This window comes from Rhodococcus sp. NCIMB 12038 (assembly GCF_002165735.1).
Taxonomy (GTDB): Bacteria; Actinomycetota; Actinomycetes; order Mycobacteriales; family Mycobacteriaceae; genus Rhodococcus_F.
Window position 1 is genome coordinate 320959 of the sequence record NZ_NHML01000006.1, and the last position, 25798, is coordinate 346756.

Sequence of the window (25798 nt, forward strand, 5' to 3'; positions counted from 1 at the left end):
TGGTACGGCGTGCCTTTCGGGAAAGTTGCGGCACCGCTGTCATCATGAGGCCAGTGCTGCAGCTGAAGGGGCTCGTCGCGTGGACAGATCGCAGATCGAATGAGTACCGTCGCCAGTCCGGAACAACGGGGCCGATCCGGTGACCACCCTCAGGCCCGTAACCGGGCCGCGGGAACCGTGTTCCGTACGGACATCGAGGGTCTGCGGGCCGTCGCGGTGCTGGCCGTGGTCTTCTTTCACGCGGGTGTGCCCGGCATCGACGGCGGATTCGCGGGTGTCGACATCTTCTTCGTCGTCTCCGGGTTTCTCATCACCGGGGTGCTGTGGCGGGACGTGGCGGCCACCGGCCGCGTGGGGCTGGCCGAGTTCTACGGTGCGCGTGCCCGGCGGCTGCTGCCCGCCGGGTGCGTCGTGCTGGTGGCCACCGCAGTAGGCGCCGCCCTGCTCCTTCCCCCGCTGCAGGCCCGTGCGGTCCTCGGCGACGGCATCGCCAGCGCGCTCTACGTCGGCAACTACCGGCTCGCGCTGCACGGCACCGACTACCTGGCCGCCGACACACCCCCGTCACCGTTCCAGCACTACTGGTCGCTGGGCGTCGAAGAGCAGTTCTACCTGCTGTGGCCTGCGCTGATCATCGGGGTCGCCTGGCTCGTGCGGCGCAGAACACGACACCGGGGCCCGGACCACGCACCGTCGACGACCCCGTATCTGGTAATCCTCGCGCTGGTCGCGGCGGTGTCGTTCGCGCTCTCGCTCGACTGGACCCGCACGCTGCCGCCGTGGGCGTTCTTCTCCCTGCCCGCCCGCGCCTGGGAACTGGCCGCGGGCGGGTTGGTCGCGCTGTCGGTTCGGCACTGGCGGCGGCTGCCGCCGGTGGTCGCCGCAGCCGCCGGATGGGCGGGTCTCGCACTGATCGTCTTCGCTTGTCTTCGGCTGGGCGAGAAGACGCCCTACCCCGGCACCGCCGCGCTGCTGCCCGTTCTCGGCACGGTGCTGGTGATCGGTGCGGGCTGTGCCACACCGCGGCTGGGAGTCGGCCGGGGCCTGTCCCTGCCACCGATGCGGGCGGTCGGTCGGGTGTCCTATTCCTGGTATCTCTGGCACTGGCCGGTGCTGCTGCTCGCGCCGATCGTGCTCGGCCGTTCTCTCGATCTGACCGATCGGCTGGCGATGGTCATGGTGTCCGCAGGTCTGGCCGGCTTGACACTGGCCCTGGTCGAGAACCCGGTCCGCTTCGCGGCTCCGCTGCGTCGCTCGGCCTCACGCAGCCTCGTCCTCGGCGGCGCCGTCACCGCCGTCGCCGTGTGCGCGGCACTGGTACTGCTGGTGGCCCGGCCGGTCCCGGTCGGACACGGCGCCGCGGCCGCGGCCCTCACCGTGACGGCACCGGTCGAATCGGCCACTCCCGCAGTCGATCCGCGCGACGCGGCAGTGCACGACATGACCACGCAGGTGCAGGCGGCGGTTGCGGAATCGGCAGGACTGCAGGCGGTTCCGTCGAACCTGTCGCCACCGCTCGCCGACGCAACGGCCGACAAGCCTGCCGTGTTCGTCAACGGCTGCGTACGGTCGTGGCTCGAGGTGGGGCAGGACGAGTGCGCATCGGGTGACGTGACATCTGCGACGACGGTGGCGCTCGTCGGTGATTCGCATGCCGCGATGTGGGCGCCGGCGTTCGAAACGGCAGCCGAACAGCATCATTGGCGGCTGGAGACGATGGGCAAGGTCACCTGCCCACTCCTCGACCTTCCCCTCACCAGCCCCTACCTCGGGCGGGAATACAGTGAGTGCGAGCAGTGGCGCGGCGAGATCCTCGACCGGCTGCGGACCGAGCGGCCCCGGTTGGTCGTGCTGAACATGTCCCGGCGGTACGGCGCCGATTTCGGTTTCAGCGTCTATGGCGGGCCCTGGCTCGACAGCCTGACCCGGTTGGTCACGGAACTCCGGGCCACGGGTGCGGCCGTCCTGGTCCTCGGGCCCGTCCCGGATCCGCAGTCGACAGTGCCGACGTGCCTGTCCGCGCACCTCGACGACGCGACTGCCTGCGCGCCGCCGCGGCCGGTCGCGGTCAACGACGCCGGGGTCGCGGCCGAGGCGGCGGCCACCGCGGCAGGCGGCGGACGGTACGCCGATCTCACCACCCTGTTCTGCACCACCGAGCGCTGCCCGGTGGTCGTCGGCAACGACCTCGTGTACCGCGACGACAACCACCTGACGCTCGAACACGCGCAGGCACTCTCCCCCGTGATCGCCGCGCTGGCCGACCGCGCACTCGCGCAGGGCTGAGGGGCGGCCGACGAAAAAATTTCCGGTTCGGATGTCACATTCGGCGCGTGGCCGGTGTCTCTATGCCGAGAACATTCGAACCGAGGAGGAAATCATGGCCAGAATCCCGCAGGCAGAATTGACCGGCGTCTACGGTGCGGTCGTCAAGCGGATGTCCCGCAAGATGCTCGGGGACGTGCCCGAGGGGGTGGGGGTCGTGTGGCACAACCGCAAGGTGACGAACTTCAGCTTCAGCGTCGGCCGGCAGGTACAGAAGTGGGACCGGTGCGACGAGAATCTGAAATCGTTCGCCCACATGGCGGTCGCGAGCATGGTCGGCTGCGCCTTCTGCCTGGACTACGGCTACTTCCAAGCCCACAACAAGGGGCTGGACGAGACGAAGGCAGGCGAGGTGCCCCGATGGCGTGAGTCCGACGTCTTCACCCCGTTGGAGCGTGACGTGCTGGAGTACGCCGAGGCGATGACGCTGACCCCGCCGACGGTCACCGACGAACTGTCGGCCAGGCTCCTGGAGGCGCTCGGCCCGGCCGCGATGGTGGAACTGACCGCGTTCATCGCACTGACGAACTTCATGACCCGCTCCAACACCGCGATGGGCATCGAGTCGCAGGGCCTCGCGGCGTCGTGTGGCCTGAAACCACTGAGCGAACGCCCGACGACCCGAACTCAGCCGACGTCGTAGGACAGGACGAATTCGTAGCCGCCCTCGCCGGGTCCGGCGATGGACAGGTCCGCGCTGCCACGCAGGCCGGTCAGACCGCCCGTGCCCATACCCGGCACCACCTCGATCCGTGCCGACACGGAACCCTGGTCTTGGCTGCCGAGATGCTGGAACACGCACGTTCCGTCGTGCCCGCCGATCGAACCCTCGAAGCGCTCGAGGCCGAGCACCGGGGCAGCATCGGCCTTGTACGCGATCAGGTAGGCCACGGTGCTCGTTCCCTCGATGTCCCCGGAGTACGAATATTCGACGGCCGCTCGGGTGGCGCCGCGTGCGGGGTAGTAGGTGTCGCCGGCGGTCGTACCTTCGCCGTCGATGTCGGTGATCACCGATTCGGACCACGCGGCGATGGTGAATTTGCTTCGAGCAGTGTGTGAGTAGCTCATGTCAGGAGACTCTAGGTACACGACGGCATGGCGTTCTTGAACATTCGCGACACTAGGATGGTCGAGTGCCGAACGTGCCAGGACATCCCGAGGCGATCATCCGCCCGACCGCCGCCGCACCGGGGTTCGAGGTCGAACGGGTCGCTCCCCGAGCAGATTTGGCCGAGTTCGTCGACTACCACTGGCTGGTGAGGTGGTCGGTGCCGAAACCCCATCGGCAGCAGGTCGTGCCTCAGCCTCGCGTTCACATCGCCGCCGAGGACGGGCAGTTGCTGGTGCACGGGATCTCCCGGTCGCCGTTCTACCGCACGTTGACGGGGCACGGCCACGTGCTGGGAGCCGCCTTTCACGCCGGCGGCTTCCGGCCGCTGTTGAAGGGCAGTCTCGGCGCGATCTCGGGAACCGTCCAGCCCGGACGGGATTTGCTCACCGGTGACGATCGCCCGGTCGCGGAACGAATCCTCGCCGGCACCGACAGCGCGGAAATGATCGACGCCTTCGAGCGGTACCTTCTGCGCACCGATCCGGTTCCGGATCCCACGGGACGGGAGGTCACGGCCCTGGTCGGCGACGCCCAGCGCCGCCGGGACGTCGTCCGCGCAGACCAGCTCGCCGCACACGCCGGCTGTAGCCTGCGCACCCTGCAACGGCTGTTCACCGAATACGTCGGCATCGGCCCGAAATGGGTGATCCAGCGGTTTCGCATCCTCGACGCGGCCGCGGCCGCCCACTCGGGCGAGAGGATCGACTGGTCCGCGCTCGCCTACGAATTGGGGTTCAGCGACCAGGCCCACCTGACCCGGGTCTTCACGCAGGTCGTCGGCACACCGCCCGCCACGTATCAGCGCGCGCACGGCCTGCTGTAGCGCCTCCGCCGATCAGCCGGCGAAGCCGAGACCCCGCTCCGCGAGCTCCTCCCCGAGAATCCGGATCGCCTTCGGTCCGACGCCGTGGATCTTCAACAGCTCCTCGGCGGTAACCGTCGTCAGTTGATCGAAACGCGTGTAGCCGTGCGACGCGAGCTCACGACGGGAGACCTTCCCCATGCTCGCCGGGAACTCCGTCTCGCCCGCGGTGTCGGAAGACGACATGTCCGTCCTTTCTCCTCGGCGTGCGCCGATGCCGCCCACATCGTATGGGGCCGTGCGTCGCCGGCGCGTACGTCACGCCGGCGGCGCGTCGTCCGCGGCGTGCAGGTGTGCCCGCTCCCCGTCGTGGTCGAAGATCGTGAGGATCTCCACCGGACCGTCGTGGGCGCCGATGGAATGCGGCACCATGGTCGAGAACTCCGCTGCGGCACCCGCTTCGATCAGGATGGTCCGCTCACCCAGTTGCAGGCGGGCCGTCCCCGACAGAACCGTGAACCACTCGTGCCCAGGGTGCACGCACACGTGGTCCGGGCCCGCGGGCCGTTCGGGGGTGATACGCATCTTCGCCACGGTCGCGCCGTGGAGGGCGCGTTCGCGGGACAGGAGCCAGGTCGTGAGGCCGCGCGTCTGTTCGGGCATCGGCCGGATCACCACGTCCTCGTCGTCGACGGACTCGACGAGCTGATCGAGCGTGGTGCCGAGAGCCCTCGCGATCGGAACCAGCTGGTCGAGGGCGATCCTTCGGTGACCCGTCTCGATGCGGCTCAGGGTGGACGGACTGAGGAAGCAGCGGGCGGCGAGCGCGTCGAGGGACCAGCCGCGGGCCAGCCGTAGGCCCCGGATGCGCTGCCGGATCACACTGTCCAAACCCAGTTCTTGCGTCATACGCAAGAGTGTATGCGCATAGAGCAGAACGCGGCTAGCCTGGAGCCATGACACAGCATTCGCATCACCATGGCGGGCACCACGACGGGCACACATCGGCCCACGAAGCCGCTCTGCCGGACCTCCTCGATCTGGACGCCGAGATCTTCGGCTCCTATCTGGACCAGGTGGCCGACTGGGCCGAGCTGCGGGTCCGGGAGACCCCGCGCCGGGTCGTCGACGTGGGCGCGGGAACGGGCGTCGGCAGCCTGACGCTGGCTCGGCGGTTCCCCGCCGCCGCGGTCATCGCGATCGACAGGTCGGAGGTGATGCTCGACCGCATCCGCACAGCCGCGCGCGAGCAGGGCCCGGCCGACCGGGTGAGCGTCGTGCACGCCGATCTGGATGCCGGATGGCCCGCGGTCGAGGCCGCCGACGTCGTGTGGGCGGCTTCCTCGTTGCACGAGGTCGCCGACCCCGACCGGGTGCTCCGCGACATGTACGCCGCACTGAACCCCGACGGCGTGCTGGTGGTCGTCGAGATGGACGCTCTGCCCCGCCTCCTGCCCGAAAACCTGGGCATGGGCCGTCCAGGCCTGGAGTCGCGCTGCCACGAGGCCCTGGCGCGGATGGATTGGAACGCGCACCCGAATTGGCGGGGCCACATCGAGCGGGCCGGTTTCGTCGACGTCGAGGAACGCAATTTCACCAGCGAGGCAACTCCGGCGCCGCCGAACGCCGGACGCTACGCACGCACCTTTCTGAGCCGTGTTCGCTCCGCCCTCGACGGACAACTCGCCGCCGACGACCGCGACACTCTCGATCGCCTCCTCTCGGACGACGGCCCCGACAGCGTCCTGCACCGCGGCGACCTGACGGTTCGCGGCAGCCGGACGGCCTGGATCGGCCGACGGTGACCTGACCGATCACTCGCCGCAGGCGGAAACTCGCCGACTGTGTGCAATACGACCACGCCACGCCGCGCGTGATGGCGCGCACAAGCACCCTCGAGTAGCAGGATGTACATCTTGTGGCCTCACCGACCGAGTCGGACGGGCCTGACGGAAGTCGCAATCCGTTCGCAACACGAATAGGGGTTCTTGCATGTCCATGGGAGTCGGGCTCAGGATCGGCAGTGTCGTGTCCACCGCGGTGGTGGCGTCGAACGATCCAGGATCCCCGGATCCGGTCGTCATCGTCCGCGACACCGTCCTGCACATGTGCCCGGACGGCACCGCAATTCTCGGCGGATCGGCGCCGCACACGATCGGCGACACCCACACCGTGTCGGGGTTTCTTCCCCGCGTCGGCGACCCGGCCGGGGTCGCCGTGGGCGACGGATCGCGGTATCGCGCAGAAGACCTGGTCGCGGGTGCGATGCGCTGCCTGCTCCGCGAGTGCGAACCTCTCCCCGACCACGGTGGCCGGACGGGCGGCGCGCCCGACATCATGGCCACCTATCCGACCCGCTGGGACTCGGCCGCGGTCGCAGCGCTCCGCGACGCGCTGGACTACGCCGACATGTCGTACCTGTCCCTGGTCTCGGACGCCGAAGCGGCCGCGGCCTGGTTCGAATCCGAGATCGCCGAGCGCCCCGGGCAGTTGGTCGGCATCTATCACGTCGACGACACCGGATCGACGGTCGCGCTGATTCGCTCGGGTGTCGAGGCAGGCAAGGCGTTCCGGTTCTCCTCGGGGGGCTCTCCGACGGCCCAGATCGCCACCGCGCTCGGTGCGTTCGGCTGGCTGCCCGGCAACCTCGATGCCGTGGTCGTCACGGGCGACGGCTTGATCGCGAGGGACTCCGCGGCCGTTCACGGATTCGCGGCCACGATCGGCGAGAAGTTCGACGTCCGGTGCGTCGTCGGCCCGGGCCCCGAGCAGACCTCGGCGCTCGGCGCCGCCATCCGCGCCGCCGGGTTCAATCCGACCACCCACCGGGTCACCCCGATCGGCCTGCCGCCGTCGTACGACGTCACCGAGGTGATCGACGCCGTCGTCGGCGAGCCCGTGCCGTCGACTTCCACAACCCCGAACCGGCCCGCCCCCCGCACGCAGAACCCCGCGCCCGCCGCGGCGGTGGGCACCTCCCCCGCACGGGCGTCGGGCGGAACGGCGGTCGCGACGCCGCCGGAACCGCGCGCCGTCGAGCAGTCCGGGGACGATTCCGACAGTGCCTCCCGGGCGTCCTGGCTCGTCGCCGCGGCGGTCGGGCTGGCGCTCGTGCTGGTCGCGATCGTCTTCGTGCTGTTCGTCCTCTGATTGCCCGCCGCTCGTCGTCGGGAGATGTCGGTACAGGTCGGCACGGCGTTCGCTCGACCACTGCACGACCGCATAACCTGTCACGGTGAGTGAATCAGGCAGCGATCCAGGTCGGTCCCCGTCGGGGCTGCGCGCCCCGCGTCCGGCGGTCGCTCCCCCGCTCCGGGACGACCGGCTGAAACTGTTCTCCTTCGCCACCGCGGAGAAGCGGGCGGAGTACCTGTGGGTGCTGAGGGCCTTCGACCACGCCCGCGCCAACTACATCGTGCTGCTCCACGCGGGCGACGTCGCCCGCATCCTGGACGGCCTCGCCACCGAGGACCCGGCCGGGCAGCTCGGGGCCGGCGACGTCACTCCCCTGCTCGAGCAACTCCACGTCTGGGAAGTGCTCGAGCGCAGCTACGACGGAACGCGCGCCGCGACGCTCGCCGAATACCGGAACCGGCACTTCGTGTACCAGTTCAGTCAGGCCGGCTACCAGGTGTTCCGGGCCGTCGAGGACGCACTCGCGGCCCGCCTCGACGACGCGTCGCTGTCCCGGCTGGCGCTTCCCGACCTCCTCGCCGACATGAACGACCTGGCCGCGGCGAATCGCGCCGCCGACAACGACCTGGTGTACCGGAAACTCAACCGTCTCGATGCGACGCTGTCCGACATGGCCGGACGGGCGGCCCAGTTCTATCTGACGCTGGGCGATCTCGTCCGGACCACGGAGATCACCCCTGAGACGTTCATGTCCCACAAGGACGCTCTCCTCACGCACATGCGCGAATTCAGCTCCGACCTGTCGAGGTATGCGCCGAAGCTCGCCGCGGCCATTGCGCTCGTGGAAGGCACCGACGTCGAGGCGATGGTGACGCGGGCCGCCGCCAGCGACGAGCGGATGTTCCTCGATGTCGAAGAGCGCAAAGCCGATTGGCGCGCGCGGTGGGCCGGGTTGACGCATTGGTTCGTCGGGAGCGAGGCGGGTCCGAGCGAGTCGGAACGCCTGCGCGAGGGCACGATGAGCGCCATCGCCGCCGTCCTGTCGCTGTTGCGCCGCGTCACCGAGACCCGCAAGGGCGGCGTCAGCAGGGAGAGCCAATTGCGGCACCTCGCAGGCTGGTTCGCCGCGACTCCGAACGAGGACGCCGCGCACGCGTTGTTCCAGGCCGTGTTCGACCTCGGGCGTCCGCGCCATCTCTCGATGGTGCATCCGGACGCCGACATCATTCCCGACACCCGGTCGTGGTGGGAGGCCCAGCCCGTGGAGATCTCCCGCACGCTGGCCGAGACCGGACGTCCCCCGTCCCCGGGCCTGCCCGCGCGGGTGCAGCGCAACGAGGGCAGCGTGCGCCGTCTGCGAGAGGAACAGCTGACCGCACAACGAAATCGCGCGGCCGCCGCCCAGTCGCTCGCCAGGGGCGGAGTCTACGAGCGGGAACTCGACGAGGCCGAAACCGACGTGCTGCTGAGCCTGCTGAACGCCGCACTGACGGCGCGGGTACCGGTCAGCGGCCGCGTCAAGAGCAGCACCGGATCGGAGAACGGCGTGAAGCTCACCCTCAGCCCGCACAGCGAATCGACGGTGGTGCACACCGCCCGCGGACGTTTGCACCTCGACGGACTGCAGGTGAGCGTTCGGTGAAGGCACGGGAGATCTCACCGCTCGCCCTCGATTCGTATCAGCGCGCCGCCCGCGTCATCCTGTCGAATCATCTGGTGACGCAGACCTATCCGGATCGCATCGCGCTTCCCCTGCTCCGCCGGTGGGCCACCGAACTACGCGAAGATCTGATGACGCTCTTCGGGTACCGGCTCGAGGTCACCGAGACGACCGCCCGCCTGTTCACGGTCAGCGACCGACTCGACGCCGGGACCCCGGCCAAGACGGCCACCGACCGCACATTTGACCGGTACCGCTACGCCTACCTCGCGTTGGCGCTGGCCGCACTCGGTCGTGCCGGCAACCAAATCACCCTGTCCGAACTCGCCGATCACGTCGCCGCCGACGCCGCGCAGGTCGACGGGGTGGACCTGTCCACCGAACGCGCGTCCGACCGGGACGCGTTCGTCGACGCCGTCGGCTGGCTCGCGGCCCGCGGCGCGATCGCACTCGCCGACGGTGACGCGGGCGGCTGGGCGGCCAATCCCGATGCGGGCGAAGCGCTCTACGACATCGACCGGTCCGTCGTCATCGCCCTGTTCCGACCGCCGCGCGCGCTGCAGCATCTCCGCTCCATTCGCGGTCTGCTCGCCGGCGCGGAATCGGTGACCGACGACGACACGGCGGAGTTCGGGACGTCCCGGACGGTCGACGTGAAGGAGACGACGCGGCGGGTCCGGCGGGCTCTCGTCGAACGGCCCGTCGTCTACGCCGCCGACCTGGACGACCACGAACTGGTGCAGCTCGCGCTCCCCCGCACCGCAACCGATGTCGAGTTGCTCACCGGACTGGTCGCGGAACGGCGCGAGGAGGGCGTCGCGATGATCGACTCGTCCGGGCGGCTCTCCGACGTCCGGTTCCCCGGGACGGGGACGGTCGCGCAGGTCGCGCTGCTGCTCGCCGGGGAGATCGCCGATCGTGTCCTGGATCCCGACACGCCGGACATCGACCGGATGCCGTTGCCGCGGGGCCGGTCCGAGGACCTGGTCGAACAGGTCGACAGCGCGATTCCGCAGTCCGGGATCTTCGACAGCCTGGCAGGCCACGACGGAGTCGAGCCCGCGGAGCCCGCCCCCGCCGACCGGCACTTCCCCCTCGTCGAGGACGAGTGGATCACCGGCACCGTCCGGACCCTGACCGAAAGATTCGGGCGCACGTTCGCCGCCGGGTGGCAGGCAGACCCGGATGGCCTGGGCCGCGCCGCGCTGGCGTTGCTCGAGCGGCTGCGCCTGACCGCGGCGGTGCCGGGCGGCGTGCTCGCGCTCCCGGCGCTCGCCCGCTACCGGGGTGTGGTGGTCACGATCCGCGACCGCACACCGGAGATCGACCTGTTCCAGAGCTCAGCGAACGACAGCGAGGAAATCACAGCATGACGAGTGCGCGTTTCCGGCCCACCCGCGCCGGGATCATCAACCTCTGGGACTACCGGGATCAGGAGTTCTCCTTCGCCGACGGCCGCCTCGTTCTCCGCGGCCCCAACGGTTCCGGCAAGACCAAGGCGCTCGAGGTGCTGTTCCCGTTCGTCCTCGACGGCAGGATCGAACCGCGTCGTCTCAACCCGTTCGCCGGCGAGGAACGGACCATGAAGTCGAACCTCCTGTACCGCGGACAGGAGAGCGCGTACTCGTACGTCTGGATGGAGTTCTGCCGCGGCGCGAAGGACGACCCCGAGGCCGTCACCGTGGGCATCGGCATGCGCGCCTCCCGCACCAACGACAAGGTCACGCGCTGGTACTTCGTGGCCGACGGCCGGGTCGGCGTCGACTTCTCCCTGCTCGGCAGCGACGACCGTCCGCTCACGAAGAAGCAACTCGGCGAGCAGATCGGCACCGACTCCATCACCGACCGGCCGCTCGACTACCGCGCCGCCATCGACGCCCGCATGTTCGGGCTCGGTGTCCAGCGCTACGACCAGCTGATCAACCTCATCCTCACCCTGCGCCGCCCACAGCTCGCGAAGAATCTCGACCCCAAGGGACTGTCGCAGGCACTCACCGACGGTCTGCGCCCCCTCGACGAACAACTGGTCCTCGAGGCGGCGCGCTCGTTCAGCGACATGGAGGAGGTCGGCCGGGCACTCGAGGGGCTGGCGGCGGCGGACCAGGCGGCGCAGAGCTTCGTCGGCGTGTACGCGAAATACCTTCGCCAGCAGGCGCGTACGGACGTCGACCAACTCGCGACCCGTCTCGACGCGGTGCGGTCCGGCATCACCGCCCTCCACGGGGCGGCGGCCGACCGGGCGCGCAGCCAGGCGAGCCGGGAGGCCGCCGAAGAACGCTTCACCGCCGCCGACCGCGCACTCGACCAGGCCAACGCCACCCTGGACGCGCTGAAGCGCTCGACCGCCTACGAGGGGCGGACGCAACTCGACGACCTGGCGCAGGCCGTGTCGACGCTCGAGAAGTCGACGGAACTGCAGGCCGAGAAGGCACGCAAGGCCAAGGCGGCCCTCGAACAGCGGTCCGAGGAGCACGCGAAGGCGGGCGACGCCGTCACCCGCGCCGTCGAGGCGCTCGCCCACGCCGAGGACGAACTTCACGCCGCCGCCGAGGACGCCGGAATCACCTGGACCGCACTCCCCGACGACGCGCGCGCCGACCAGTTGACCGCGGCGCTGCGCGGTCACGCCGAGGAACGCGACGGCGACCTGCGCGCGGTCCGGGCCGCGCTCGCCACCGTCGAGAGGGCCGCCACCGAGCGGACCCGCGCCGACGACGCAGCACGTCGCGGCCAGGAGCAACTCGACACCGCGAAGGTGGCCGTCCTCGAAGCCGAGACCGCGGTCGAATCGGCCCGCAGCCGATGCGCCACCGAACTCCGCTCCTGGTGGACGGAACACTCGTCTCTCTACGCCGAGATCGAGGCGCCCGCTGCATTGTTCGACGCACTGGACACCGCCCTCCGCGGGATCGGTGACGACGACGCCGCCACGCTGTCGGAGACGCTGACGGAGCAGACCACGGACGCCGTCGACGCACTCCGGATGCGTCGTCAGCAATACGACCGGGACGGCGCCGCCGCGGCCGCGGCGATCGCCGAACACGAGTCGGCGCGCGCGTCAATCGAATCCGAGCACGACGACGCCCCGCCGCTCCCGGCAGGCAGGCACGACACGCGGTCCGGGCTGACCGGTGCGCCGCTGTGGCGTCTGGTCCGGTTCGCCGACGGTGTCGACGCCACGGTCGCGGCGGGAATCGAGGCCGCACTGGAGGCCGCGAATCTCCTCGACGGCTGGGTGACCGTCGACGACGCGCTCCCCGACGTCGTATCCGAACACTTCCTCGTGGCCCTCCCCTCCGAAGCGCGGCCGGCCGGCAGAACTCTCGCCGATGTCCTCGACGTCGAGCAGGACACGGGGGTCCCCGACGAGCGCGTGCGCGCAATCCTCGAATCCATCGCCCTCGAATCCCTCGATCTCGCCGAGGGTCCGGTCGGAGTCGCCGGTGACGGGGCGTACCGCCAGGGGATCCAGCGGGGACGCCACACGAAATCGGATGCGGAGTACATCGGAACCACGGCGCGGGCCCGCAGGCGTGCCGCTCGCATCACCGAACTCGACAGGACGCTGGAAGAAGCACGGGCGCGGCTCGACGACACGAGGGCATCCGCGGATGCGGTGGCAGCGCTGCTGACGCGGACGACCGCGGCAGCGCAGGCCCTGCCCCGAACCGGATCGATCCTCGCCGCGCTGAAGAAGGTCACTGAATCGGCAGGCGCGCTCCGCAGCCGCACCGACACCGCGACAGCCGTCGGCCGCGAACTCGACCAGGCCATCGCCGACCTGTCCGCGAAGGAAAAACAACTCCGGGCCACCGCATCCACGCACCGGACTCCCCACATCGCCCGAGAGATCGACTCGCTCGCCGCGGCAGTGCGGCATTTCGAGAAGCAGGGCGAGATGGTGCAGCGCTGCAGGCGCGAACACGGCAAGGAGGTGGAGCACACACGCCAGTCGGAGGCTCGGCTGCACGAGGCGCGCGGCAACGCGGAGGAATTCGCGGAGGAGGCCGCCATCGCCGAAGAGGTGCTCGCGCAACAGATCCAGCGCCTCGAGACGCTCCGCGACACGCTGGGCGCGGGGGCCGAGCAACTGGACCGGCAACTCGAGGAGGCGCATGCGCGGATCGAGGCGTGCAAGAAGGAGCAGCGCGACGCCCGCAAAGCGGACAAGGATGCGGGCGAGGCGATCGGTAAGGCCGAGGGCGCGTACAACACCGCCGTCCAGACGCTCCGGCTGGCGCTCACCGAAACCCACGCGGACGCCGCCCACCTCGCGCCGTACGCCAGGCGCGACCTGCTCGAACTCCTCGGCGTCGACGGCGGCCACACCTGGCCGGCCAGCGCGGCCGCGTGGATGAGCGCCGAACAGCTGGTGTATCGCATCCAGAACGCCGACCAGGACACCCCGATCCTGCCGCCCGAAGCGGACGCGCTGTTCCGCGCACTGGACGGCGCCACCGAATCGGTGCGGGTCAGCGACTCGGCACGCAAGTCGACGCGCACGGCACTCACCACCGCGCTGCAGGACTTCGACGCACAACTCGCGGCCGCCGGCCAGGACTACCGCCTGCAGTGGGACGCGCCGGACGGCCTGACGGTGGTCCAGGTACAGGACGACGAGGGGTACTCGTCGATCGGCGAGTTCGCGGCCCGCATCGCGTCCGCGCGCTCCGACCAGGAACTGCTGCTCACCGAATCCGAGCGTCGCATCCTGGAGGACGCGCTGCTCACCGGTCTCGCCCAGCAGATCCACGAGCGCACCGTCGACGCCCGCGAACTCATCGCCCGGATGGGCACCGAGATGCGGGAGCGGCGGATGTCGTCCGGCAACACCATCGGCGTCCACTGGGTTCTCGCCGACAACCTCGACGACAGCGCGAAGGCCATCTCCAAGCTGCTCGAGCGCGACACCTCGGCGCTGGGCCCGGACGAACTCGCCACGATGCGCGCCCACTTCGCCCACCAGATCAGGACCGCCCGCGCCGCCCACCCGGAACGGTCGTACCCGGAGATCCTGGCGTCCGCCCTCGACTACCGGCGGTGGCGGGTGTTCTCGTTCACCCTGATCAGCGGGAACGGCAACGAGGACAGGCTGACGGTCGCCCGGCACAGCGCACTCTCCGGCGGCGAGCAGTCCGTCTCACTGCACCTGCCGCTGTTCGCCGCAGCACACGTCATGCTCGACTCGGCCGACCCGCACGCCCCGCGACTGCTGGCGCTGGACGAGGCGTTCGCCGGCGTCGACGACAACGGCCGGGCCGAACTGCTCGGCCTCAGCGTGCAATTCGACCTCGACCTGTTCATGACCGGGTTCGACCTGTGGATCACGTACGGCGGCGTCCCGGGTTGCGCGCACTACGACCTGGCGCACTCGACGGCCGAGCAGAGCGTCAGCGCCACCCTGCTCGTGTGGTCCGACGGTGAACTACTCGCCGAGCACGACGGCACCGACCTGGCGCAGGCGCTCGGTTCGCCCCTGCGCCGGCGCGTCCCGACGCCGGCGGAGGGCGCGTTCGAGTTCGCCTGACCCGTGAGTACTTGTTAACCGCGGGCGGTTAAGAAGTACTCACGGGCGGCGAAGCCGCACACCGAGAAGGGCATCCACCGCCGCGCCGAATTCGCTCGGCGCGTTGGTGTCAGTGCCACCGTTGTCGAGGGCGCGGCGGGCCCAGCCGTCGAGGGCGTCGAGCGCCTTCGGGGTGTCGAGGTCGTCCGCGAGATGCTGGCGAAGCCGGGCGATCGTGTCGGTGGCCGACTGCGCCGACTCGAGCGCGGCGGCGTCCTTCCACAACTGGAGCCGGGTGTGGGCGTCGGCGAGAACCTGCTCGGTCCACGGACGGTCCTGCCGGTAGTGCCCGGACAGCAGTCCGAGGCGGATTGCGGCCGGGTCGACGCCCTCGCCGCGCAGTTTCGACACGAACACGAGGTTGCCGCGGCTCTTCGACATCTTCTCGCCGTCGAGACCGATCATGCCGGTGTGCACGTAGTGGCGTGCGAAGCGACGGTCCCCGGTTGCCGACTCGGCGTGCGCCGCGGAGTACTCGTGGTGCGGGAAGATCAGGTCGCTGCCGCCGCCCTGGACGTCGAAACCCGAACCGATGCGGTTGAGTGCGATGGCCGAGCACTCGATGTGCCAGCCGGGACGCCCGGGACCGAACGGCGACGGCCAAGACGGCTCACCCGGCCGGACCGCACGCCACACCAGCGCGTCGAGAGGATTCTGCTTGCCGGGGCGGTCGGGGTCGCCGCCGCGTTCGGCGAAGAACTTGTCCATCGTCGCGCGGTCGTAGCCGGACTCGTACCCGAACTGTTCCGTCGCGTCGGCGCGGAAGTAGACGTCGGGGAACTCGGGGTCGTCGACGACGTAGGCGGCGCCGGACGCCACGAACTTCTCGACCATCTCGATCACTTCGCCGATCGATTCCACCGCGCCGATGTAGTCGCGCGGGGGAATGACCCGGAGGGCTTCCATGTCTTCGCGGAACAGTGCCGTCTCACGCATGCCGAGGACGACCCAATCCTCGCCGTCGCGGTTGGCGCGCTCGAACAGCGGGTCGTCCACGTCGGTGACGTTCTGGACGTAGTGCACGTCGTGCCCCGCGTCACGCCAGATCCGGTTCACCAGATCGAACGTCAGATACGTGGCGGCGTGACCGAGGTGGGTCGCGTCGTAGGGGGTGATACCGCACACGTACATCGTGGCCGTGCGTCCGGGGGTGACGGGGCGCACCTGCCGGTCGGCGGTGTCGAACAACCGCAGCGGAGGCCCCTGGCCTGGAACGGACGGGACAGCGGTTTCGGACCAAGACTGCATGACAGCGAGCCTAATGGACCCGCGTTTCCGCCTCGGAGGGAGCCGCCGCCCGCCGGGCTCCGAACGGGTCGCTCAGAACGCGGGCCACGGGATGGGCCGGTGACCGTTCGGCCGGGGCATCACCGGTGCGGCGAGCAGATCCACGGCGCGCTCGTACAGCGCGGCGACCTCGTCGGACGTGATGTGCTCACCGAGCCGCGCACCGAAGTCGCCCTCGAGCGAGGAGATGAGTTCGGCGATGTCGACGACGAGGGCGCCCGGCACCTCCGTCCCGGCCCACCCCCACAGCACGGTCCGCAGTTTGTTCTCCGTGTGCAGGCAGATGCCGTGGTCGACGCCGTAGACGGAACCGTCGAGACCCTCGAGCGCGTGGCCGCCCTTGCGGTCGGCGTTGTTGATCAGCACGTCGAGGACCGCCATCCGCTGCAGCCGCGGATCGTCCGCATGGATCAGCGCGACCGGTTCGCCGTCCATGTCGGTGGCGCGCAGGATCTCGAACCACCCCTCGGGGACCGCGTCGGGGGCGCAGATGTCGACCAGGTCGAGACCGCCGGTGTCGTCGGCGTGCCGGTCGGGGGTGTCGATCCACCGCTGCACCATCCCCGGGCCGAACGGACCGTCCCGCAGCAGAGTGCGGGGAATCACGCCCCACCCGAGTTGCTCGGACACGAGATACGACGCGACCTCGCGTCCGGCGAGCGTGCCGTCCGGGAAATCCCACAGCGGTCGTTCCCCGCGGACCGGCTTGTACACGCAGCGAACGGTGTTCTCACCCGCGACCGCGTCGCAGACCAGGGTGGCGTTACTGGCGTGGGTGATCTGGCCGATGAGGGTCAGCTCGCCGGACTCCAGTGGATCGGACTCCTCGGCAGGCAACCGTCAGTCCTCCTCGTCCATTTCCGGGGTCAGTCCGAAGCTCTGGCCGCGGCGGTACCCGTTGGTGCGGATGCAGATGTGCCCCTCCGGGGCGAGCGGCTCGCCGCACAGTGGACACGGTGCGCGACCGGCTGCGATGACCCGTTCGGACCGCAGGGAGAAGTCCCTCGCCTGCAGCGGGGTGAGGAACACGCGCACGGCGTCCGGTCCGTCCTCGGAGTCGTCGAGGACCACGGACTCGTCGAATTCCGTCTCGCTGACGGCGAGCAGTTCCACGACGACGGCTCCGGCGTCCGCGTCCCAGCCGAGGCCCATCGTCCCGACGCGGAACTCGGCGTCGATCGGGGTGACGAGTGGGCTGGCGTCGTCGAGTTCGGCCCCTTCCGGGGGTACGTCCGTGCCGAACCTGCGGTGCACTTCCTCGAGGAGAAGTCCCATCCGGTCGGCCAGTACCTGTACCTGCTGTTTCTCCAGCAGGACGCTGATCACTCGCGCCTCGTGTACTGCCTGGAGATAGAACGACCTGTCGCCGGGTTCACCCACCGTCCCGGCAATGAATCGGTCAGGAGTGCGGAATACGTGAATTGCGCGTGACATTGCACCTCCTTCAGCTGGAGCCGGGCCCTACTGCGGCGCTGCCCACTCGTTGTTCCGTCTCGGACTGTTCCTCGCAGCATGCTGCGTTCATTATCCGTCAATCGATACCGGCGGGGTCCGCCTAATCGCTACCGGCGATGTCCGCCCAATCATCACAACCGGACCTCCCCGCCGGGCACCGATCCGGATACTTCGGCCCGGGCGCCGTCTCCCGACGCCGGGGGCACGTTCACCCCCGACAGATCGGCCCCGGTGTCGTTCATCTTCAGCACGTAGGGGCGGGTGGCGGTGTACCGGACCACGCTGATGGAGGCGGGTTCCGCGACGATCCGCTGGAATCCGTCGAGGTGCGCACCGAGGGCGTCCGCGAGGACGGACTTGATGACGTCGCCGTGCGAGCAGGCAACCCACACGACGTCGCGGCCGTGGAGTTCCGCGAGCCGGGCGTCGTGCTCCCGGACCGCGGCGACGGCCCGCGCCTGCACCTGGGCGAGCCCTTCGCCGCCGGGGAACACGGCGGCGGACGCGTGCTGTTGCACGATCTTCCACAGCGGCTCCTCGAGCAGGACCTTCAGCTCCCGACCCGTCCACTCGCCGTAGTCGACCTCGACCAGCCGGTGTTCCACCACCGGGGTCAGGCCCCGTGCCCGGGCGAGCGGTTCCACCGTCTGCTCGCACCGCACAAGCGGTGAGTGCACGATCTCTTCGATCACCACGTCCGCGAGCCGGGCCACGATCGCCTGCGCCTGCTCGCGGCCGCGGTCGTCGAGTTCGACTCCCGGTGACCGGCCGGCAAGCGTGTGTGCAGTGTTCGAGGTCGACCGCCCGTGGCGCAGCAGCACAACTGTCATTGGCCCAGCCTAGTGTCGCGCACTCCCCGACCGCCCGATCTCAGGTGGCCGACACGACGCCGGTCGCGAGAAGCGACAGGACGATGACGCCGAGGATGATGCGGTAGCCGACGAACCAGTACATGGAGTGGTCGACGACGAAACGCAGCAGCCACGCGATCGACGCGTAGCCGATGGCGAAGGCGATCGCGGTCGCGACGAGGAGCTGCGGGCCACTCGCGTTGAGACCCTCACCGGCCGGTTCGAACGCGTCCGGCAGGCTGAACAGCCCGGACGCGACGACCGCGGGGATGGCGAGGAGGAACGAATAGCGGGCCGCGGCTTCACGGGTGAGTCCGAGGAAGAGGCCGGCGCTGATCGTGCCGCCCGACCGCGAGACCCCCGGGATCAGCGCGAGTGCCTGGGCCGAACCCATGATGATGCCGTCCTTGGCGCGCAGGTCCTCGACGGGACGCACTTTCCGCCCGTAGTACTCGGCGGCCGCGATGACGAACGCGAACACGATCAGCATGGTGGCAATCAGCCACAGGTTGCGGGCGCCGGTGCGGATCTGGTCCTTGAACAGGAACCCGAGCACACCCACCGGGATCGTGCCGATGATCACATACCAGCCCATCCGGTAATCGAGATCACTGCGATGCTCGGCGTGGAACAGTCCCCGGAACCAGCCGGCGATGATCCGTCCGATGTCGCGGGCGAAGTAGATGAGCACCGCGGCTTCGGTGCCGAGCTGGGTGACGGCGGTGAACGAGGCACCGGCGTCGTCACCGAAGAAGACCTCCGACACGATCCGGAGATGGCCGGACGAGGAGATGGGCAGGAATTCGGTCAATCCCTGGACGGCACCGAGGACAATCGCCTGGAGCCAGGTCATCGCCTCGCCCATCACTCACCGGTCCCGAGGCCGAATGTGCCGCTCTGACGCCAATTTCCCATGTCGCGTTCGTAATTCACCGGCGCCACGGTACCGGGGTGGGTGTGCTCCGGCAGAATCCGGCGTGGCAGGACCCCTGCCACGCGGAACCCCACTACTCTGCTCCTGTGGTGGCCGTTCCCGGGGGGCACCAGCATCTTCGGGCCGAGGCCCGGGTTGCAGCTACGGTACGAGACGCAGGCGGTTATGGAACAGAGATCGGTCGGAGCAAGCGGGTTGCGAGTGTCACGTCTCGGCCTGGGCACGCTCACCTGGGGTCGGGACACCGACGGCGACGAGGCCGCCGCGCAGATCGCGGCGTTCGTCGATGCGGGCGGAACACTCGTCGACACCTCACCCGCGTACGGCGACGGTGCGGCGCAGCGGATCCTGGCGGAACTGCTCGACGACGTGGTGCCGCGCACGGAACTGGTCCTGAGCTCGAGTTCGGGCATCAACCCGGCGGGACCCTCGCGAATCGACTGCTCGCGGCGGGGACTCGTCGCCCAGCTCGACGCGACCCTGCGCGAGCTCGGTACCGACTACCTGGACATGTGGCAGGTCGCCACGTGGGATCCGTTCACGCCGGTCGACGAGATCGCCGCCACACTCGATTTCGCGGTGTCGAGCGGCCGGGTCCGGTATGTCGGGGCGAGGGGCTACCTGGGGTGGCAGCTGGCCACCGCGGCAGGCGCGTCCCGGGGCACCACGCTCGTCGCCACCCAGGTGGAGTACTCGCTCCTCGCCCGGGGCGTCGAAGAGGAACTCGTTCCGGCCGCCGCCCATCACGGCGTCGGGGTGTTCGCGGCCGTGCCGCTGGCCCGCGGGGTGCTGACCGGCAAATACCGCAACGGCATCCCCGTCGATTCACGCGGTGCCGACGAAGCGCACGCGCAGGACGTCCAGAGCTACCTCACCGACTCCTCCGTGCGGGTGGTCGATGCGGTCGTGACCGCCGCCGACGGTCTCGGCACGTCCCCGCTGGCGGTCGCACTCGCCTGGGCGCGCGACCGTCCCGGCGTCGCGAGCGCGGTCGTCGGGGCCAGGGACATCGCCCAGCTGACCGGAGTGCTCGTCGCCGAGGAGCTGGAATTGCCCGCCGCGATCGCGGCGGCACTCGACGACGTCAGCGCGTAGCGCGAGCGGGAGCCGGCGGACGTGCACCTGCAGTTCACGTGCAGGGCAGGCTAACCTGGTGCCCACCGGCCGACGTCCGTAGATCCGCAGGAGAGTCCATGACCACGCTGAACGAGGCCGACGCGGCCGACCGCGGAACCGTCGGCTTCGCCGAGCGCATCAAGGAGGGCACGGACGCCGCTCACCGGGAGACCGAGCAGTCCCGCTTCGTGGGGGCCCTGCTCGCCGGCGAGCTCACCTCGGACGGCTACGCCGAACTGCTCGCGCAGACGTACCTCGTCTACCGCGAACTCGAGGACGCCGGGCGCACCCACACCGGCAGCCCCGTCGTGTCGCCGTTTCTCCACGACGAGCTGTTGCGGGTTCCGTCGCTGGAAGCGGATCTCGCATTCCTGCGCGGGCCGTCGTGGCGGGACACCGTCTCCGCGCTGCCCGCCACCACCCGGTACGTGGAACGGCTCCGCGAGGTGGCGTACGAATCGCCCGCCGGTTTCGTTGCGCACCACTACATCCGGTACATGGGCGACCTGTCCGGTGGGCAGATCATCCGGCGCATGCTCGAACGCGCCTATGGGTACAGCACCGACGGCCTGCAGTTCTACACCTTCGACGACATCCCGAAACCGAAGGTCTTCAAGGACACCTACCGGGCGAAACTGGACGCCGCGCCGCTGTCTCCGGAGGACCAGCAGCGGGTGATCGACGAGGTCAACCTCGCGTACCGCCTCAACGGCGCCCTGTTCGCCGACCTCGAAGCCGACATCGACCGGTATCGCGCACGATGAGCTCGATGTTCCGGGCCCGCACGGACAGGTCGCTGTTCACCGTTCTCATCCTGCTCCTGGTGGCCGCGGTGGCAGTGTCGGCGTGCAGTTCCGGCGACAGCGCGGGCGGCACGGGCGGCGCGCGCACGGCGGTCCTCGACGACCTGAATCCGGAGCCTCTCGCGTCCTCGGCGACACCGGCGCTGCCCGTCACGGTCCGCAGCTTCGACGGGGTGGACGTGACGATCACGGACGCGAGCCGGATCGTGACCGCGGACCGCTACGGAACGCTCACCGAGACGGTGTTCGCGCTCGGGCTCGGCGACAACGTTGTGGGCCGGGACATCGCGTCCGAGTTCCCGGCTGCCCAGGACGTGCCGGTGGTCACACCGGGCGGCCAATCCCTCAACGCCGAGGCCATCCTCGACCTGGCGCCGACGGTGATCCTCACCGACACCAGCATCGGACCGCAGGCGGTGCAGGACCAGTTGCGGGCCGCCGGGGTGCCGGTCGTCTATTTCGATCCGACGCGCACCCTCGACGGTGTGCCCGGCCAGATCACCGCGGTGGCGAATGCGCTCGGGGTGCCCGAGCAGGGCCGGGAACTCGCGGCCCGCACGGAGAGCGAGATCGCGGCGGCCCGCAGTCGCGCCCCCCAGGGCGAGAATCCGCTGAAGATCGCATTCCTCTATCTGCGCGGCACCGCGATCACCATGATCGGCGGCCCGGGATCGGGTGCCGATTCCCTGATCGACGCGCTCGGCGCCGTCGACGCCGGTACCGCCTCGGGGATCACCCAGCAGTTCGCCCCGATCACCAGCGAGGCATTGATCGCCGCCGCTCCCGACGTGCTCCTCATGATGACCGGTGGGCTCGAATCGATCGGCGGGATCGACGGCCTGGAGAAGATCCCCGGGGTGGCGCAGACGCCGGCGGGCCGGAACCAGCGGGTCGTGGACATGCAGGACGGGGTGCTGCTGAGTTTCGGCCCCAACACCGGTCGCGTCCTCGGCGCCCTGGCCGACGCCGTCTACCCGGCCGCCACTCCATGACGGTCGAAGACCTCGACGCTCCTTCCAAGCCCTCGTCACGCACCCGGACCGGTGCCGTCCTCGGCGGTCTGCTGATCGCCCTCGCCGTCGCCGCCGTGTTCTCGGCCTGCATCGGTCAGGTGCCGACCGGCCCCGGGGAGGTCGTCGGCAGCATCCTGCACCGCATCGGGCTGGATCTCGGGCCGATGCCCGCGCACCCCAGCGGTGAGGTGACGCTGTGGGAGGTCCGGTTCCCGCGGGTGATCCTCGCCATCCTGGTGGGGGCGGCACTCGGATGTGCGGGAGCGTTGCTGCAGGGTGTGTTCGCCAACCCGCTCGCCGAACCCGGCGTCATCGGGGTGTCCGCAGGTGCCGCGGTCGGTGCCAGCGCCGCGATCGTCGTCGGCGGCGCGTTCGCGGCCGGGTGGACGGTGGCCGCGGCCGCCTTCGTCGCCGGACTGGTCACCACCGCCGCCGTGTATCTCCTGGCCCGGCACGAGGGCCGGACCGAGGTCGTCACCCTCGTCCTGACCGGCGTCGCGGTCAACGCGTTCGCCGGCGGCCTCATCGCGTTCTTCACGTTCGTCGCGTCCCCCGCGGCGCGCGATCAGATCGTCTTCTGGCAACTGGGCAGCCTCAACGGGGCCACCTGGGGCGCGGTCGCGGTGGTGGCCCCGATGACGGTCGCCGGGATCGCGGCCACGATGATGATCGCCGGGAAACTCGACCTGCTCTCGCTCGGCGAGAACGCGGCACGTCACCTCGGCCTCGACGTCGAACGGCTGCGTCAGATCGCGGTGCTGATCGTCGCCCTGCTCGTCTCGTCCAGCGTGGCGTTCACCGGCATCATCCTGTTCGTCGGGCTGGTGGTCCCGCACCTGATGCGGATCGCCGTCGGCCCGGGCCACCGGGCCCTGATTCCGGCGAGCGCGCTGTGCGGTTCCCTCGTGCTGCTGCTCGCCGACCTGGGCGCCCGGTCGCTCGTGGCCAACGCGGACCTCCCCCTCGGCATGCTGACGGCCCTCGTCGGGGGGCCCTTCTTCTTCTGGTTGCTGCGCCGCACCCGGGCCAGTCAGGGCGGGTGGGCATGAGTCCGTCGTTCCGCACGCGCGTCGGCGAGGCCCTTGAGCAGAACCTGTTCCGGCGGACCGATCCGGTGCCCCCGCCGCGGCCCTCTGGGGCCGTGACGCTGCGCGCCGACGGCATCGCCGTCACCCGCGGTGGCAGACCTGTGCTCGAAAACGTGTCCGTGGACGTGCGGATCGGGGAGGTCCTCGTTCTCGTCGGCCCCAACGGGGCAGGCAAGTCGACGCTCCTCGCGGCGCTGTCGGGTGATCAGGACGTGCACGCGGGCAGCGTGCAGCTCGACGACCGGGACCTCGGCGAGTGGACGGCACTCGAAATGGCCCAGCGGCGTGCAGTCCTCCCCCAGCAGAACACGGTCGGATTCTCGTTCACCGCACGCCAGGTGATCACGATGGGCCGATCCCCGTGGGCGCGCACACCCCGCACCGACGACGACACCGCCGCGATCGCCGAGGCCATGCGGATCTGTGACGTCGCGGCATTCGCCGAACGTCCGTTCACCGCGCTGTCGGGTGGCGAGCGCGCCCGCGTGGCGCTGGCCCGGGTGCTGGCGCAGCGCACCGAGACGATCCTGCTGGACGAGCCCACCGCCGCCCTCGACCTCGGCCATCAGGAGACGGTGATGCGCCTCGCGCGCTCCCGCGCGGAACAGGGCACGGCGGTGGTGGTCGTCCTCCACGACCTCGCGCTCGCCGCCGCGTACGCGGACCGGATCGTGGTCCTCGAGCAGGGCCGCGTCGCCGCCGACGGGCCGCCCGGAGACGTCCTGTCCGAGGACTTGCTGACCCGGGTGTACGGGCACCCCGTCGAGGTCATCGCGCACCCGGTGACCGGCGCGACTCTCGTCCTCCCCCGCCGTGACCACCGCTAGTGGCCGGCGGTCACAGTCCGTCGATAACCGCGCCCAGACGGCTGAGGACAGCACGAACGGTAATGCCGTCCTCCGTACTCGCCATCCGGGAATCGGGCGACCCCGCCGCCAGGAAATCGGGATGGGACACGGCGTCCCGCACGACGGCGACGATGCTGCGCTCGTCGGTCAGGTCGATCTCCCGGACCGAGCGCCGCGCGGACGCCACGATGTCGTCCGGGTCCGGGACCTCGGTTTCGACGTCGGCGCGGTACACCTCGACGTGCATCGTGCTCTTGCGCACGCGGAATGCGTAGGAGTTACCTTCGGCGGTCCGGCCGAAGCCGTGCGCGTGCGGTCCGACCGAGATGTCTTCGACGGTGAACGTCGGCGTTTCGGGTATTTCCACGGTCTGCTCCTCGATGACCTGGGCCGGCGGTCGGGAGACCACCGGGCGCGGGGTCGATGGTTCTCACGGTATCGCCTCGGCACCCGCTCGGCACCGACCGAATTCGTGGGCGTTTCGCGGATCAGGGATGCTAGTGGACAGTTGTGCAGGTGTAGGTCGTTGAGAGAACCCCGAGGAGCAGCACATGGGTAGACCGGGAGCGCGCGTCGTCGCCTCGTGTATCGGAGCGGCATTTCTACTGGTCACGGGTTGTTCGTCGAACTCCGACGAGGATCAGGCGATCACGATCGCGCCCGCGACCGCCGCGCAGTCCCCGGCGCAGGGCACCGCGCCCGCGGGTGTCGTCCACCCCGTCGGCCTGCCGATCGAGTCGACCACCTTCGACCCCGAGACCCGCACGACCGTCGTCCTCAGCGGCGAAGGCAACGAGATCCTGCTGTTCCCGGCCGGCGATTTCACGGCGGCTCCGCGGACGATCCCGCTGGACGGGGCCGTCGCCCAGGTGTCCCTCGCTCCCGGCGGTGTGGCCCTTCTCGCGATGAATACGCAGGTGGGACGGCTCGACCTGCGCACGGGTGAGGTGACGTTCGTCCCCGCAGACGGCGATGTCCGTTCGGTCGCGCAGTTGTCCGACGGCCGGCTGGCGATGGGTCTGGGCAATGGCGAGATTCACATCGTGAACACCGAGACGAACGAGTCACAGGTGATCGACGGCCTCACCTCCGTCGACGGGCTGGCCGTCGTCGGCGACTCGCTGACCGCCCTCGACCGCGGTCAGACGTCCGTCACCGCCGTCGACGTCCCCGGTTCCGCGCTCGGCGTCGCGCTGCGCGCCGGTGAAGGCGCGACGCAACTCACCACCGACCACTACGGGCGGATCCTCGTCACCGACACCACCGGCGACGAACTGCTCGCCTACACCACCGACACACTGATGCTCCGCCAGCGGTTCCCGGCCGGACTCGCCCCGTACGCCGTCGCCTACGACGACACCGCCGACCGGGCATGGGTCACGCTGACCGGAACCAACGAGGTGGTCGGATTCGACCTGTCCAGCGGTGTCGGCGTGGAAACAGCCCGGTATCCCACCGTCCGGCAGCCGAATTCTGTCACTGTGGATACCGTGAACGGTGACCTCCTGATCGGTTCCGCGACGGGAGACGGCTTGCAGCAGATCCCGACGAGGAGTTCGTAGATGGCATCGCATTCACGTCGACTCCCCTCCGGGTGGGAGATCGAATCCGAGGACTACGAGTACGTGCCGCTTCGGCTGCCACCCGACGTCACCCGCGTCAGCGCATCGATGCGCTTGGCCCTCCAGGCGGAATTCGGCGGCTGGGAGCTGTCGCGGGTCCGCCTGTACTCCGACGGAAGCCGCCGGGTACTGCTCAAACGAAGGAAGACCGCTCACCATGTCCCCGACCCCGCAATCTAGGG

The 25798-nt window shown here is 69.8% G+C and carries 24 protein-coding genes; 15 read left to right on the forward strand and 9 right to left on the reverse strand.

Features of this window, described 5'->3' with window-relative positions:
• Positions 1–99 precede the first annotated feature (99 nt).
• Both CA951_RS11740 and CA951_RS11745 read left to right on the forward strand, forming a co-directional pair.
• Positions 100–2286, forward strand: coding sequence for an acyltransferase family protein (locus CA951_RS11740; RefSeq protein WP_087556996.1), 2187 nt, complete (start codon positions 100–102; stop codon positions 2284–2286).
• A gap of 94 nt (positions 2287–2380) precedes the next feature.
• On the forward strand, positions 2381–2968 hold the full coding sequence (locus CA951_RS11745) for a carboxymuconolactone decarboxylase family protein (protein WP_087557041.1): 588 nt from the start codon (positions 2381–2383) through the stop codon (positions 2966–2968).
• Here CA951_RS11745 and CA951_RS11750 read toward each other — a convergent pair.
• The gene (locus CA951_RS11750; RefSeq protein WP_087556997.1) at positions 2953–3393 is read right to left on the reverse strand and encodes a DUF3224 domain-containing protein; all 441 of its coding nucleotides are present in this window, start codon (positions 3391–3393) and stop codon (positions 2953–2955) included. The two genes, CA951_RS11745 and CA951_RS11750, sit on opposite strands and share 16 nt — an antisense overlap.
• Positions 3394–3458: 65 nt before the next feature.
• On the opposite strand from CA951_RS11750, the gene CA951_RS11755 reads away from it, so the two are divergent.
• Positions 3459–4259 (forward strand): AraC family transcriptional regulator, encoded by an 801-nt coding sequence (locus tag CA951_RS11755; RefSeq protein ID WP_087556998.1) that lies wholly within the window; start codon positions 3459–3461, stop codon positions 4257–4259.
• 12 nt (positions 4260–4271) lie between these two features.
• Here the strand turns inward: CA951_RS11755 and CA951_RS11760 are convergent, their stop codons facing one another.
• Both CA951_RS11760 and CA951_RS11765 read right to left on the reverse strand, forming a co-directional pair.
• Positions 4272–4484 carry a hypothetical protein gene (locus CA951_RS11760; RefSeq protein ID WP_087556999.1) on the reverse strand — a complete coding sequence of 71 codons (213 nt, stop codon included), beginning with the start codon at positions 4482–4484 and terminating at the stop codon, positions 4272–4274.
• Positions 4485–4556: 72 nt separating this feature from the next.
• Positions 4557–5147 carry a helix-turn-helix domain-containing protein gene (locus CA951_RS11765; protein ID WP_087557000.1) on the reverse strand — a complete coding sequence of 197 codons (591 nt, stop codon included), beginning with the start codon at positions 5145–5147 and terminating at the stop codon, positions 4557–4559.
• Between the two features lie 47 nt (positions 5148–5194).
• Between CA951_RS11765 and CA951_RS11770 the strand changes: the two genes are divergently transcribed.
• The 5 genes from CA951_RS11770 to CA951_RS11790 all read left to right on the forward strand — a co-directional run bounded on the left by CA951_RS11770 (position 5195) and on the right by CA951_RS11790 (position 14560).
• Positions 5195–6043, forward strand: coding sequence for a trans-aconitate 2-methyltransferase (locus CA951_RS11770; protein WP_087557001.1), 849 nt, complete (start codon positions 5195–5197; stop codon positions 6041–6043).
• Positions 6044–6230: 187 nt separating this feature from the next.
• Positions 6231–7388 carry a hypothetical protein gene (locus CA951_RS11775; RefSeq protein ID WP_087557002.1) on the forward strand — a complete coding sequence of 386 codons (1158 nt, stop codon included), beginning with the start codon at positions 6231–6233 and terminating at the stop codon, positions 7386–7388.
• 175 nt (positions 7389–7563) lie between these two features.
• Complete coding sequence (locus CA951_RS11780; RefSeq protein WP_087557042.1) at positions 7564–9015, forward strand: TIGR02677 family protein; 1452 nt, start codon at positions 7564–7566, stop codon at positions 9013–9015.
• On the forward strand, positions 9012–10406 hold the full coding sequence (locus tag CA951_RS11785; RefSeq protein ID WP_087557003.1) for a TIGR02678 family protein: 1395 nt from the start codon (positions 9012–9014) through the stop codon (positions 10404–10406). Before CA951_RS11780 ends, CA951_RS11785 begins: the two co-directional genes overlap by 4 nt.
• Entirely contained in the window at positions 10403–14560 is a 4158-nt protein-coding gene (locus tag CA951_RS11790) for a TIGR02680 family protein (protein ID WP_087557004.1), read from the forward strand. The genes CA951_RS11785 and CA951_RS11790 overlap by 4 nt, the downstream gene beginning before the upstream one ends.
• Positions 14561–14599: 39 nt before the next feature.
• On the opposite strand, the gene mshC is transcribed toward CA951_RS11790, so the two are convergent.
• The 5 genes from mshC to CA951_RS11815 all read right to left on the reverse strand — a co-directional run bounded on the left by mshC (position 14600) and on the right by CA951_RS11815 (position 19057).
• Positions 14600–15847 (reverse strand): cysteine--1-D-myo-inosityl 2-amino-2-deoxy-alpha-D-glucopyranoside ligase, encoded by a 1248-nt coding sequence (gene mshC / locus CA951_RS11795; RefSeq protein WP_087557005.1) that lies wholly within the window; start codon positions 15845–15847, stop codon positions 14600–14602.
• Positions 15848–15919: 72 nt separating this feature from the next.
• On the reverse strand, positions 15920–16723 hold the full coding sequence (locus tag CA951_RS11800; RefSeq protein WP_087557006.1) for an SCO1664 family protein: 804 nt from the start codon (positions 16721–16723) through the stop codon (positions 15920–15922).
• A gap of 3 nt (positions 16724–16726) precedes the next feature.
• A complete protein-coding gene (locus CA951_RS11805; protein ID WP_087557007.1) occupies positions 16727–17320 on the reverse strand; it encodes a DUF3090 domain-containing protein in 594 nt (197 codons plus the stop codon).
• 152 nt (positions 17321–17472) lie between these two features.
• Complete coding sequence (locus CA951_RS11810) at positions 17473–18171, reverse strand: histidine phosphatase family protein (protein WP_087557008.1); 699 nt, start codon at positions 18169–18171, stop codon at positions 17473–17475.
• Between the two features lie 40 nt (positions 18172–18211).
• Positions 18212–19057 carry an undecaprenyl-diphosphate phosphatase gene (locus tag CA951_RS11815; RefSeq protein ID WP_072941787.1) on the reverse strand — a complete coding sequence of 282 codons (846 nt, stop codon included), beginning with the start codon at positions 19055–19057 and terminating at the stop codon, positions 18212–18214.
• Between the two features lie 234 nt (positions 19058–19291).
• On the opposite strand from CA951_RS11815, the gene CA951_RS11825 reads away from it, so the two are divergent.
• The 5 genes from CA951_RS11825 to CA951_RS11845 all read left to right on the forward strand — a co-directional run bounded on the left by CA951_RS11825 (position 19292) and on the right by CA951_RS11845 (position 23973).
• Positions 19292–20221 (forward strand): aldo/keto reductase, encoded by a 930-nt coding sequence (locus CA951_RS11825; RefSeq protein ID WP_087557010.1) that lies wholly within the window; start codon positions 19292–19294, stop codon positions 20219–20221.
• A 98-nt stretch (positions 20222–20319) separates the two neighbouring features.
• Complete coding sequence (locus CA951_RS11830; RefSeq protein ID WP_087557011.1) at positions 20320–21006, forward strand: heme oxygenase (biliverdin-producing); 687 nt, start codon at positions 20320–20322, stop codon at positions 21004–21006.
• Positions 21003–22037 carry a hemin ABC transporter substrate-binding protein gene (locus CA951_RS11835; RefSeq protein ID WP_087557012.1) on the forward strand — a complete coding sequence of 345 codons (1035 nt, stop codon included), beginning with the start codon at positions 21003–21005 and terminating at the stop codon, positions 22035–22037. The genes CA951_RS11830 and CA951_RS11835 overlap by 4 nt, the downstream gene beginning before the upstream one ends.
• Positions 22034–23107, forward strand: a complete 1074-nt coding sequence (locus tag CA951_RS11840; protein ID WP_087557013.1) for an iron ABC transporter permease — start codon at positions 22034–22036, stop codon at positions 23105–23107. The genes CA951_RS11835 and CA951_RS11840 overlap by 4 nt, the downstream gene beginning before the upstream one ends.
• Complete coding sequence (locus CA951_RS11845; RefSeq protein ID WP_087557043.1) at positions 23104–23973, forward strand: heme ABC transporter ATP-binding protein; 870 nt, start codon at positions 23104–23106, stop codon at positions 23971–23973. Before CA951_RS11840 ends, CA951_RS11845 begins: the two co-directional genes overlap by 4 nt.
• Positions 23974–23983: 10 nt before the next feature.
• Here the strand turns inward: CA951_RS11845 and CA951_RS11850 are convergent, their stop codons facing one another.
• Positions 23984–24361 (reverse strand): hypothetical protein, encoded by a 378-nt coding sequence (locus CA951_RS11850; RefSeq protein WP_087557044.1) that lies wholly within the window; start codon positions 24359–24361, stop codon positions 23984–23986.
• A gap of 184 nt (positions 24362–24545) precedes the next feature.
• Between CA951_RS11850 and CA951_RS11855 the strand changes: the two genes are divergently transcribed.
• Together CA951_RS11855 and CA951_RS11860 are read left to right on the forward strand one after the other, a co-directional pair.
• Positions 24546–25556 (forward strand): hypothetical protein, encoded by a 1011-nt coding sequence (locus CA951_RS11855; protein WP_087557014.1) that lies wholly within the window; start codon positions 24546–24548, stop codon positions 25554–25556.
• The gene (locus CA951_RS11860) at positions 25557–25796 is read left to right on the forward strand and encodes a DUF5703 family protein (protein WP_087557015.1); all 240 of its coding nucleotides are present in this window, start codon (positions 25557–25559) and stop codon (positions 25794–25796) included.
• The last annotated feature ends 2 nt before the right edge of the window (positions 25797–25798 follow it).

Coding starts and splice junctions, on each gene's coding strand:
- CA951_RS11740 (WP_087556996.1), top strand. CDS start 100: ATGAGTACCGTCGCCAGTCCGGAACAACGGGGCCGATCCGGTGACCAC.
- CA951_RS11745 (WP_087557041.1), top strand. CDS start 2,381: ATGGCCAGAATCCCGCAGGCAGAATTGACCGGCGTCTACGGTGCGGTC.
- CA951_RS11750 (WP_087556997.1), bottom strand. CDS start 3,393: ATGAGCTACTCACACACTGCTCGAAGCAAATTCACCATCGCCGCGTGG.
- CA951_RS11760 (WP_087556999.1), bottom strand. CDS start 4,484: ATGTCGTCTTCCGACACCGCGGGCGAGACGGAGTTCCCGGCGAGCATG.
- CA951_RS11765 (WP_087557000.1), bottom strand. CDS start 5,147: ATGACGCAAGAACTGGGTTTGGACAGTGTGATCCGGCAGCGCATCCGG.
- CA951_RS11770 (WP_087557001.1), top strand. CDS start 5,195: ATGACACAGCATTCGCATCACCATGGCGGGCACCACGACGGGCACACA.
- CA951_RS11775 (WP_087557002.1), top strand. CDS start 6,231: ATGTCCATGGGAGTCGGGCTCAGGATCGGCAGTGTCGTGTCCACCGCG.
- CA951_RS11790 (WP_087557004.1), top strand. CDS start 10,403: ATGACGAGTGCGCGTTTCCGGCCCACCCGCGCCGGGATCATCAACCTC.
- mshC (WP_087557005.1), bottom strand. CDS start 15,847: ATGCAGTCTTGGTCCGAAACCGCTGTCCCGTCCGTTCCAGGCCAGGGG.
- CA951_RS11805 (WP_087557007.1), bottom strand. CDS start 17,320: ATGTCACGCGCAATTCACGTATTCCGCACTCCTGACCGATTCATTGCC.
- CA951_RS11810 (WP_087557008.1), bottom strand. CDS start 18,171: ATGACAGTTGTGCTGCTGCGCCACGGGCGGTCGACCTCGAACACTGCA.
- CA951_RS11815 (WP_072941787.1), bottom strand. CDS start 19,057: ATGGGCGAGGCGATGACCTGGCTCCAGGCGATTGTCCTCGGTGCCGTC.
- CA951_RS11825 (WP_087557010.1), top strand. CDS start 19,292: ATGGAACAGAGATCGGTCGGAGCAAGCGGGTTGCGAGTGTCACGTCTC.
- CA951_RS11830 (WP_087557011.1), top strand. CDS start 20,320: ATGACCACGCTGAACGAGGCCGACGCGGCCGACCGCGGAACCGTCGGC.
- CA951_RS11835 (WP_087557012.1), top strand. CDS start 21,003: ATGAGCTCGATGTTCCGGGCCCGCACGGACAGGTCGCTGTTCACCGTT.
- CA951_RS11840 (WP_087557013.1), top strand. CDS start 22,034: ATGACGGTCGAAGACCTCGACGCTCCTTCCAAGCCCTCGTCACGCACC.
- CA951_RS11845 (WP_087557043.1), top strand. CDS start 23,104: ATGAGTCCGTCGTTCCGCACGCGCGTCGGCGAGGCCCTTGAGCAGAAC.
- CA951_RS11855 (WP_087557014.1), top strand. CDS start 24,546: ATGGGTAGACCGGGAGCGCGCGTCGTCGCCTCGTGTATCGGAGCGGCA.
- CA951_RS11860 (WP_087557015.1), top strand. CDS start 25,557: ATGGCATCGCATTCACGTCGACTCCCCTCCGGGTGGGAGATCGAATCC.